Annotated in this window: 8 protein-coding genes; 4 read left to right on the forward strand and 4 right to left on the reverse strand. The window is 72.4% G+C overall.

The features are described from left to right. Positions 1–603: 603 nt before the first annotated feature. A complete protein-coding gene (locus ACFV04_RS31090; protein WP_380534053.1) occupies positions 604–1176 on the reverse strand; it encodes an NADPH-dependent FMN reductase in 573 nt (190 codons plus the stop codon). A gap of 201 nt (positions 1177–1377) precedes the next feature. Here ACFV04_RS31090 and ACFV04_RS31095 point away from each other — a divergent pair, with 201 nt between their 5' ends. From ACFV04_RS31095 to ACFV04_RS31105, 3 genes are all read left to right on the forward strand, one after another. Next, entirely contained in the window at positions 1378–2271 is an 894-nt protein-coding gene (locus ACFV04_RS31095) for a pirin family protein (RefSeq protein ID WP_380534054.1), read from the forward strand. Further along, positions 2268–3482, forward strand: coding sequence for an MFS transporter (locus ACFV04_RS31100; protein WP_380534056.1), 1215 nt, complete (start codon positions 2268–2270; stop codon positions 3480–3482). The genes ACFV04_RS31095 and ACFV04_RS31100 overlap by 4 nt, the downstream gene beginning before the upstream one ends. 267 nt (positions 3483–3749) lie before the next feature. Beyond that, a complete protein-coding gene (locus tag ACFV04_RS31105; protein ID WP_380534058.1) occupies positions 3750–4424 on the forward strand; it encodes a TetR/AcrR family transcriptional regulator in 675 nt (224 codons plus the stop codon). 26 nt (positions 4425–4450) lie between these two features. Here ACFV04_RS31105 and ACFV04_RS31110 read toward each other — a convergent pair whose 3' ends face one another. The 3 genes from ACFV04_RS31110 to ACFV04_RS31120 all read right to left on the reverse strand — a co-directional run bounded on the left by ACFV04_RS31110 (position 4451) and on the right by ACFV04_RS31120 (position 8143). After that, on the reverse strand, positions 4451–4642 hold the full coding sequence (locus ACFV04_RS31110) for a hypothetical protein (RefSeq protein WP_380534060.1): 192 nt from the start codon (positions 4640–4642) through the stop codon (positions 4451–4453). 263 nt (positions 4643–4905) lie between these two features. Beyond that, on the reverse strand, positions 4906–7251 hold the full coding sequence (locus tag ACFV04_RS31115; protein WP_380534062.1) for an ABC transporter permease: 2346 nt from the start codon (positions 7249–7251) through the stop codon (positions 4906–4908). 145 nt (positions 7252–7396) lie between these two features. After that, entirely contained in the window at positions 7397–8143 is a 747-nt protein-coding gene (locus ACFV04_RS31120; protein ID WP_380534064.1) for an ABC transporter ATP-binding protein, read from the reverse strand. Positions 8144–8285: 142 nt separating this feature from the next. Between ACFV04_RS31120 and ACFV04_RS31125 the strand changes: the two genes are divergently transcribed. Next, positions 8286–9343, forward strand: a 1058-nt coding sequence (locus ACFV04_RS31125) for a sensor histidine kinase (RefSeq protein WP_380534066.1), incomplete at its 3' end; no start/stop codon positions are given.

Below are 9343 nucleotides of genomic sequence, written 5' to 3' on the forward strand. Positions count from 1 at the left end.
GACCGAGGCGCCGTCACCGAGGCGCCGTCACCGAGACGCCGTCACCGAGACGCCGTCACCGAGATGGTCGCACGGCCGGGGTGCACCCCCGCCGGTGTGGCGGACGCCGCCCGGCGCGGCCGCCGTGTGCCGCGACACCGCTGCCACCCGCCGCCCCGCTGCGGCCGGCGCCCGCGTCAACGGCCGGCCGATTTCGCGGACGGTCACGGTGACCGGTGGTGAGGGCGCCGTGTGGTGGTGAACGGCCCGTCCTGCGCGGACGCGGCCGTCCCGCGTCCCGCGGTACCTGACCACGGGTCGGCTGCCCGCCAAGGACCTGGCCTGCGGCGGGTGCGCCGTTCCCTGTGGATCGTCCGAGGATCGGCCGGCCGTGACGGTGGTCGGCGCGCGGGCCGGCCGAGCGGCCACCGACGCCCATGGCGACGGCGCCGCAGGTGTGGCGAAGCCCCGCCGGGCAGGTGCTCGGCGGGGCTTCGTGCCGCGTGGGGGCGGCGGGTTCGGGGTGCGGACGGCGGAGGGCGGGCGGCCCCGGGTGGGGCGTCGGCCGGGTGTCAGGCCGGGGTGTCAGACCCGGGCGTCAGGCCCGGGTGTCGGACGGGACCGTCAGGCGCGGGCGGCGTCGATCTTGCCCTGGAGGGCGGTGAGGAGGTCCTTGAGGATGCCGGCGGTGCCCTCGTCGGTCAGCTCGCCCTGGTCGTCGAAGCGCTCGTGCGAGCGGAAGGCGACCAGTTCGGGCTTGACCACGACGTCGCTGTCGGTCCAGACGAAGACCTGGCGCAGTGCCAGCTGGGCGCGGACGGAGCCGAAGTTGGTGGGGGCGGCGCCCATGATCGCGGTGGGCTTGCGGTGCAGCGGCAGGCCCTCGGTCTTGGTCCAGTCGGTGCTCAGCCAGTCCAGGGCGTTCTTGAGGACGCCGGGGATGGAGTAGTTGAACTCCGGTGTGGCGATGAGCAGTCCGTCGGCCTCGATGACCTTGCGGCGCAGTTCCTCGACGACGGCCGGGCGCTTGCCGGGGTGGTCGAGGTCGTAGTCGTACGGCGGGATCTCGCGCAGGCCGTCGTAGATCTCGATCTCCATGCCGGCCGGGTCGAGCTTGCGGGCGGCGCGCAGCAGCGCGGTGTTGTGCGAGTCGGCGCGCAGCGAGCCGGAGATGGCGAAGACCTTGGACGCGCTCATGGCGGTGCTCCTTGCGGTGTGGGTGCGGGTGGTGGCTGGCCTGCCCGGTGTAGGGCGGTGCAGGGCGGGGTGGTGCGGGGCAGCGCGGGTGCTGGGCCGGCGGTTGCTCCGACATCCAAAAATCTAAACGGTTCAGTTCAATGCGTCAACCAGACGGTTCAGTCTTGACTCTGAACTGGCTCGTGTAGTTCAGTTTTCGGCATGACGACGACTCAACTCGCCGCGGCCCAGGCCGCCCCCGTCCGCTCGACCGCCACCGTCATCGATCCCGTGCACACCGTCGAGGGCGCCGGCTTCCCCGTCCGCCGCCCGTTCCCGGTGGCCGAACTCCCGATGCTCGACCCGTTCCTGATGGTCGACCAGACCGGCCCGCTGCTGCTCGCCCCCGGCGAGGCCAAGGGCGCCCCCGCCCACCCGCACCGCGGCTTCGAGGCGGTCTCCTACCTCATCGAGGGCTCGATGGACTGGGCCGACTCGACCGGCCGGCGCGGCACCAGCGTCGCCGGCGAGGTCGAGTGGCTCACCGCCGGTGCCGGCATCGTCCACTCCAACGAGCCGACCGCCGACCTGCTCGCCCACGGCGGCCCCCAGCACATGCTCCAGATCTGGGTGAACCTGCCCGCCCGGCTGAAGGACCTCCCGGCCCGCAGCCAGAACCAGGGGCCCGACACCATCCCGGTGGTGCACACCGAGGACGGCAGCCGGGTCAAGGTGATCGCGGGCCGCAGCCACGGCGTGGCCGGACCCTTCGAGACGCACCTGCCGGTCCTGCTCGTGCACGCCGTGCTGCCCGCCGGCGGGCGGGCCGACTTCACCGTGCCGGTCGGCCACAACGCCGCCGTCTACGTACTCTCCGGCGCCGTCGAACTGCCCGACACGCCGCTGTCGGACGGCCGGCTCGCGGTGCTGGCGCACGACGGCGAGCGGATCGCCGTCGCCGCCCCGGACGGCCCGGCCGAGGTGCTGGTCCTGGCCGGCGAGCCGATCGGCGAGCCGGTGGCCCGCGGCGGCCCGTTCGTGATGAACACCGCAGCCGAGCTCCGGCAGGCCCAACTCGACTTCTCGAACGGGAAGTTCGGGAGGATCCCGGAATGAGTCCGGGAGCGCTGGACACGGCGGCCGGGGCGGACACGCTCCCGGCGGAGCCGCCGGAGAGCAGCACCGGCCGGGGCGTACGGGGGTCGCTCCGGACCGGCTTGCTGCTCGCAGCGGTCGCCGTCCCGGGGGCGGTCGGACTCTCCGGCCCGAGCCTCGTCCTGCCCGCCATCGCGCGGGAACTGCACACCGGCCTCGACTCCGCCTCCTGGCTGATGAGCGGCTACGGGCTCGGCATGATGCTCGGCACCCCGCTGCTCACCGGCACCGCCGGGCGGCGCGGCCCCCGGGCTCTGCTGCTCGCCTCCGCGGGGGCGCTGCTGCTCGGCGTGCTGGTCACGCTCGCCGCCGGGGCGGCCCTCGGTCCGTTGGTCGCCGGGCGCGTCCTGCTGGGGGTCGGTGCGGCCGGGTTCAACGTGGCCGCCTTCCAGTTGGCCGCGCGTCAACCGGACGGACGTGCCTCCGGAGTCGTCGCGATCGGCAGCGCGGCGGGTGGCACCGTCGGGCTGTTCATCGGCGCGGCGGTGGCGGCCGGGCCGGGCTGGCGGGCCTGCCTGGTGCTGCCGGTGCTGACCCTGGCGGTGCTGCCGGCCGCACTGCGCGGGTGTGCCGCACCGGCGCACGGCCCGGCGGCCGGGCCCGGACCGGAGCCGGCGCGGGGCGCGGGCGCGTCGGCGGCGAGCCGCTCGTTCCTCGGCCTGGACGCCCTGGCGGTGTCGCGCTTCCGGGCCGTCGCCGCGGTGATGCTGGTCCTGGCGACCGTCAACTTCGGCCTGGTCTACGGCGCACCGCGGCGGGCCGCCGCGCTGACCGGCTGGAGCGCCGTCCAGACCGGCGCCGCCGGCTCGCTCGCCACCCTGACCGGCGCGCTGCTCTCCTGGTCGCTGGTGCGCGCCGCACCCCGGCTGGGCCTGCGGCGCACCGCCGGCCTGCTGCTCGGCGTCTCGTTCGCCGCACTCGCGCTCGCCGCGTTCGCTCCCTGGGCGCCGCTGGTGCTGCTGGGGGCCGGGGCCAGCGCCTGCGTCAACGCGGGCGGCCAGGGCGTGCTGACCGGCGCCGGGGCCGAGGCCGTGGCGCCGCAGCGGCGGCCGGAGGCGATCGGGCTCTTCAACCTGGTGTTCCTGCTCGGTGCGGCGCTCGGCCCGCAACTGGCGGCATCCGGCGGGCGGATCGCCGGGCTGGGCTCGTACGTCGCCTCGCTGGTGCACTGACCCGGCGCACGGCCGGGGGCCGCGGGGCGCACAGCGGGGGCACAGCCGGGCGCCCACCACATGCCGCCGAGTGCCGCCGGCTGCCGCCGGTTCTCCCGCACGCCGACGGGGCTACCGCACGCCGACGGGGCTACCGCACGCCGACGGGGCTACCGCCGGTCCCGGCGCCACCTGCCGCCGGTCCCGGCGCCACCGCATCAACCGAACCGTTCAGTTTCCTATACTGGCCCGTACCGTCTCCGCCCGAGCACCCCGAGGAGAACCCCGATGGCCGCCGACAGCCCCCAGCCGACCGACGAGTTCGGCATCCCGATCATCCCGACCCCGGTCGACGCCGCCCAGCGGCGCCGGCAGGCGATCATCGACGCCGCGCTCGCCGAGTTCCTCAAGGAGGGCTACTCCGCCGCCTCGATGGACGCCATCACCGCCCGCTCCGGCGTCTCCAAGGCCACCATCTACAAGCACTTCGGCAACAAGGAACGGCTCTTCCTCGCGGTGATCGGCGGCGTCCTGCCCACCACCTACGAGGACCTCAAGCCGTGGAACTCCACCATCGCCGAGGCCGACGACCTGCGCTCCGCGCTGATCACCCTCACCCTCGACTGGACCCGCATCCTGCTGCGCCCCGACATCATGTCGCTGCGCCGCCTGGTGATCGGCGAGATCGACCGCTTCCCGCAGCTGGGCCAGCTCTGGTACCGGGTCAGCTACGACATGAACAACGGCCCGCTGATCGAGGCCTTCGCCGAACTGGACCGCCGCGGCGTGCTCGCAGTGGAGGACCCGGCGCTGGCCGTGCAGCAGCTGGTGGCCTGCACGGTGGGCGTGCCGCAGCTGGTGCGGACGTTCAGCCCGGAGGCCGAACTGGACGAGGCCGGGATGCACCGGATGATCAGCTCCGGGGTCGACCTGTTCCTGGCGCGGTACGCGCGGGAGCAGTGAAGATCCACCCTCTTGAAAAGGGCTGATCAGCCGTGGTGGTGTGGCAGGGTTCGGAGGTGTTCGTGCAGTCGGTGGGCGGCTGTCCCGGGCCTTGATCGGTTGACCACGAGGTTCGCCAGGACGAGCAGGGCGCGCAGGAGGTTGGTGGCGTGGGCGGGATCGGTGCGGAGTTCGGTGAGGATCCGCCAGGTTTTGACGAACATCCGGGCCGCGCGCATCGGGCCGACTGTCTGTGAGCTCTACGGGCCGATGCCGATCGAGCACAGGTCGAAAGCGCTGCCCGCCATGCTGGGTGCCTCTCACGCCTCTCTGTGCTGAGGAAAGAACGCCGGAATGCCGACCTCCCGAGGCTGCCAACCGGGGGAGGTCGGCATTGGCGTTCTTGCCGCGCCGTGCAGTGCCCAGCACCGCTGTTGCCGCGGCGACCAGCGGCTCTGTTCGGTCCTGTTCGGTCCTGTTCGGCGTTCGGTCCTACTCGGTCCTACTCGGTCCGCAGCGCGGTGGCGGTCCGCGACCGGGCCGCCCAGCCGGCCGGCAGCAGTGCCCCGAGCAGGGCGATCACGATCCCGCCGGCCAGCAGGGGGATGAGCAGCCCGGCGGTGTAGACGTGGGACACGCTCGGCGGCAGGTGCCGGCCGATCGCGTTCCCCATCGGGGTCAGCGTCGCCTTCTCCACCGCGACCCCGAGCGGGACCCCGATCAGCCCGGCGATCAGGCCGGTGAGGGACACCGAGGTCAGCACCATCGCCATGGTCTGCTTGGGCGTCATCCCGAGGGCCTTGAGGATCCCCAGATCACGGACCCGCTCCCGGGTGTCCTGCACCACCATGCTCAGCACCCCGAGCGCGGCGACCGCCATCATCATCAGCGTGAGCGTGGCCACCAGGGCGCCCATGGTGATCACCACGATGTTCTTGCCCCCATCGCTGTTCGGCTGGACCGAGGCGTTCAGCGGGGTCAGCGCGGCGGCGGCCGAGGTGGACCAGTCCGATTCGTTGACGTCGTCGGCCAGCTCGACGTTGAACTGGTCGACGTGCGGGGTCAGACCGGCGGCGGTGAAGGTGGCCGCATCCGTCATGACCGTGTAGTCGCCCTGGTTGGTGTCGAAGTTGATGCCGACGACCTTCAGCGACAGTTGCTTGTTCTGCTGCACCACGGCGACGTCGTCACCGACGTGGATCCCGACCGCCGTGGCCAGCTTGTCGCCGACCACGGCCTCGCCGGGCGCCGAGTACCAGCGGCCGGACAGCAGCTCCATGTTCGTCCAGGAGAAGTCGCCGGTGACCGTGAACACCTTCGCCGGTTCGCCGCCGGACGGGGCGCCGACCATGGTCGCGCCGCTCTCGCCAAAGCCGAACGCGGCCTTCGTGCCCGGGATCCCGGCGAGCGCGGCGGCCACCTTGGCGGCGTCCAGGTGCGGGTTGCGCGGGTCGTTGGGGCCGTAGAGACCCCAGGGCACGCCCACGTCGGCTGTGGGTATCACGAACTCCGGCCCGACGTTGAAGCCTGAGGTGCTGACGTCCAGGTACTTGTTGAACCCGGTCTCCAGCCCCACCGCGAACGTGGCACTCACCACGCCGAACAGCACCGCCACACCGACCACTACGGCCCGGGCCGGCCGGGCGAACGGCTGGGCCAGCCCCAACGCCACGGCCCGGGGCAGCGGCAGCCGCGCGGCCAGACGCTGCGCCGCCTGACCGCCCCCGGCCTTGGGGGCGCGGCCGACCACCAGGGCCCGCACCGTCGGCATCCGGCCGGCCCGCAGTGCCGGGATCAGAGCCGCGACGCCGACGATGAGCAGGGTGCCCAGCGGCACCACGGTGCTGACCCACAACGGGATGGTGGCACCGGCCGCGCCGAGCTGCTTGGTGGCCCCGTCCAGGATCGGCACGGCCAGGAGGTTGCCGAAAGCCGTGCCGAGTACCAGGCCGAGTGTCGCCGGGATCATGGCCTGCGCGCTGTAGGCGCGGGCCACCTGCGAAGGGGTGAAGCCCAACGACTTCAGAATCCCGATGCGCCGGATTCCCGAGGCCACAGCCCCGCTGACCACGATCGAGATGATCAGCACCGACATGAACAGCCCGAGGATCCCGAAGGCGATCAGGAACGGCACGTAGGCCTTGGCGTTGCCGGTCGCCTGCTGCTCCGCGGTCAGGTACGACTGTCCGGCCTCGACCGAGCCGGCCGGCGCGGCGGCGGCCACCGCCTGCTTGTCGGTGGCGATGTCGGCGGCGGTCCCGGCCCTGACGAACCGGTAGAGCATCTGCTCGTCGGACGTGGCACCGGCGGCGGTGAGCCGCGCGAAACCGTCGGCGGTGGCGAAGCCGGTCGCGCTGTCGGTCACCGAGCCGGCGAAGCCGACGACCTTGAACGACGGCTTGCCCGGCAGGGAGGAGAACACCACCGAACTGCCGAAGCAGTCGACGGCATAGTGCTGCCACGGCAGGGCGATCTCGTCCGGGCTGGTCGGCCAGCGCCCCTGGGTCAGCACCAACTGGTCCATCCCGGAGGTGCTGCCCAGATCGGGCCGGGTGGTGACGGTGATCGGATGGTTGTCGGTACCGGCGAAATCGTTCTTGGGGCAGTCCGTGCCGACGGTCGTGTCCAGGGCGGCGGCGACCAGGTACGGCCCGGCTGCCTCGGTGACGCCGGCGGCGTGAGCGGTGGCGGCAGCCTGCGCGGCCGTGACCTTCGAACCGTCGAACTGGACCGCCAGGTGCGCCCCGTGCCGAGCACGGAAAGCGTGCTCGAACGGGGCCTGCACGACAGCCAGCAGACCGAGGGAGAGTACCGAGGATGTCACCGCGGCGAACGTCGTCAGGGCCATGACGAGGGACTGGACCCGGCGGCGGCCCACGCCGGAACGTACGACCTTGCCCAGGGCGCTCACCGGCTCACCGCCGGCAGCAGGCGGGCCATGGCTCGGAAACCGACCTCGAAGACGCGCCAGGGCATCGGCGGCTGACGCAGGGTCATCGGACCTCTCCCGCCGCACGGGTCAGCGGTGTGCGGGCGGCCGGGCCGGCACCGCTGTCGTCGTTGATGACGTCCCGTTCGACCGCGCCGTCCACCAACTCGATCGTGCGGCGCGCGGTGCTCGCGGCCAACTGCACGTCGTGGGTGACCAGCAGGATGGTCTGGCCCTCGCTGTTCAGGTCCAGCAGCAGCTCGCGCACGTCCTCGGCCGAGTGCGAGTCCAGAGCGCCGGTCGGCTCATCGGCCAGCAGCAGCGCCGGCTTGTTCATCAGGGCCCTGGCCACCGCCACCCGCTGCCGTTCCCCGCCGGACAGCCGCTGCGGATAGGCCTTGACGTGCCGGTCGATGCCCAGCGAGTCGAGCAACTCGACGGCCCGCCGCTTCGCTTCGCCCTTGCCCATCCCGGCCAGCTGCGCCGGAACCATGACGTTGTCCAACACGGTCAGGTCGTCCAGCAGGTTGAAGAACTGGAAGATCATGCCGATGGAGGCCCGGCGGTACTGCGCCGAACCGGCCTCGCCGAGCTGGTCGACGCGGGTTCCGTCGACGGTCACGGTGCCACTGGACGGCTTGTCCAGACCCGCGATCAGGTTCAGCAGCGTGGACTTGCCACTGCCGGAATGGCCGAGGATCGCCACGCACTCACCAGCCGCCACGGACAGAGTGACGCCGGCCAGTGCGGGCGGGCCGTCGTCGTACTTCTTCGTCGTGTCGCGAAGATCGATCATCGGAACATTCGTCATGACCATGAACCTAGGAACGGACCACGATCCACCGCGTCGGCCGGCGGGTGTCACCACTTCCCGGGCCGTCGGCTCGGGGGCGTATCCGGCGTACATCCCCGGGGCGACGCGCAGAGCCGACGCCAATCAATACGATCTCCGTATGGAACAGCTTCTCCAGCGTCTCTCGACATCGAAGCGCGTGACCTGGCTGATGTCACAGGCCGTGGTGCTGGCCACCGCCTGCTTGTACGCGCTGACTCTCGCCTTGACGATGCTGCCCAATTCGGCGCACTACAACGGCCTGTTCCGGTTCCCCGACCTCGGGGGCTTCCAGATTCTCGGTCTCTGCGTCGTGCTCGCCCTGCCGGTCCTGCTGGTGCGCCGTCTGCCGGCGACGGTCTTCGCGGCGGTCCTGGGCGAAGCAGTCCTCGGCGACGCCTTCGACGCGCGGCCCTTGGTCGTGTTCGTCCTGCTCGTCGGCTTGGGCTGGTACCTCGCTGTCCGGCGGCCCAAGGCTGCCGCCGTCGGTTCCGTCGCGGCCGTCGCGGCCGCGTTCGTCAACAACATCCACGACCGCGGGCAGAACGTCGGCGACGCGTCCCAGTGGGCCGGGCAGTTCGCGTTGTGGTTCGCGGTCGCGTGGGTCTTCGGTGGGGTGTACCGCCGACGCCGTGAATACCTCGAAGCCCTGCAGGAGCAGACCGCGGCCCGCGTCGTCATGGCCGAGCGGCTGCGGATCGCCCGCGAGCTGCACGACAGCGTCGCGCACAGCATCGGGATCATCACGGTGCTGTCGGGAGCGGCGGCGCGGGTCGTGGAGACCAAGCCCGAGCAGACGCGGCAGGCGCTGACCGGCATCGAGACCACCAGCCGGGAGACGCTGCTGGAACTGCAGCGCATGCTCGGGGCGCTCCGCCGCGCCGAGCCGGACGACGCCATGCCGCAGGCCGCACCGCTGGCGCCGGCCGGCAGCCTGGCCGACGTCCCGCAGCTCGCCGAACGCACGGCCGGCGCCGGGGTGCGGGTCCACGTGACCTGGCGGGGCGAGCGGCGTCCACTGCCGCCGGAGATCGAACTGTCGGCGTTCCGGATCATCCAGGAGTCGGTGACGAACGTGGTGCGGCATTCCAGGGCACGGACGTGCCGGGTCGCGGTCGGTTACGAGCCGGAAGGGGTGACGATCGAGGTGGTGGACGACGGGGACGACGGTCGCGGCGG

It is taken from the genome of Kitasatospora sp. NPDC059599 (assembly GCF_042735125.1).
Taxonomy (GTDB): domain Bacteria; phylum Actinomycetota; class Actinomycetes; order Streptomycetales; family Streptomycetaceae; genus Kitasatospora.

What these genes read in the sequence shown, in the direction of transcription:
- ACFV04_RS31120 (WP_380534064.1), bottom strand. Translation starts at nt 8,143, where the DNA reads ATGACGAATGTTCCGATGATCGATCTTCGCGACACGACGAAGAAGTAC.
- ACFV04_RS31115 (WP_380534062.1), bottom strand. Translation starts at nt 7,251, where the DNA reads ATGGCCCTGACGACGTTCGCCGCGGTGACATCCTCGGTACTCTCCCTC.
- ACFV04_RS31090 (WP_380534053.1), bottom strand. Translation starts at nt 1,176, where the DNA reads ATGAGCGCGTCCAAGGTCTTCGCCATCTCCGGCTCGCTGCGCGCCGAC.
- ACFV04_RS31110 (WP_380534060.1), bottom strand. Translation starts at nt 4,642, where the DNA reads ATGCGCGCGGCCCGGATGTTCGTCAAAACCTGGCGGATCCTCACCGAA.
- ACFV04_RS31100 (WP_380534056.1), top strand. Translation starts at nt 2,268, where the DNA reads ATGAGTCCGGGAGCGCTGGACACGGCGGCCGGGGCGGACACGCTCCCG.
- ACFV04_RS31095 (WP_380534054.1), top strand. Translation starts at nt 1,378, where the DNA reads ATGACGACGACTCAACTCGCCGCGGCCCAGGCCGCCCCCGTCCGCTCG.
- ACFV04_RS31105 (WP_380534058.1), top strand. Translation starts at nt 3,750, where the DNA reads ATGGCCGCCGACAGCCCCCAGCCGACCGACGAGTTCGGCATCCCGATC.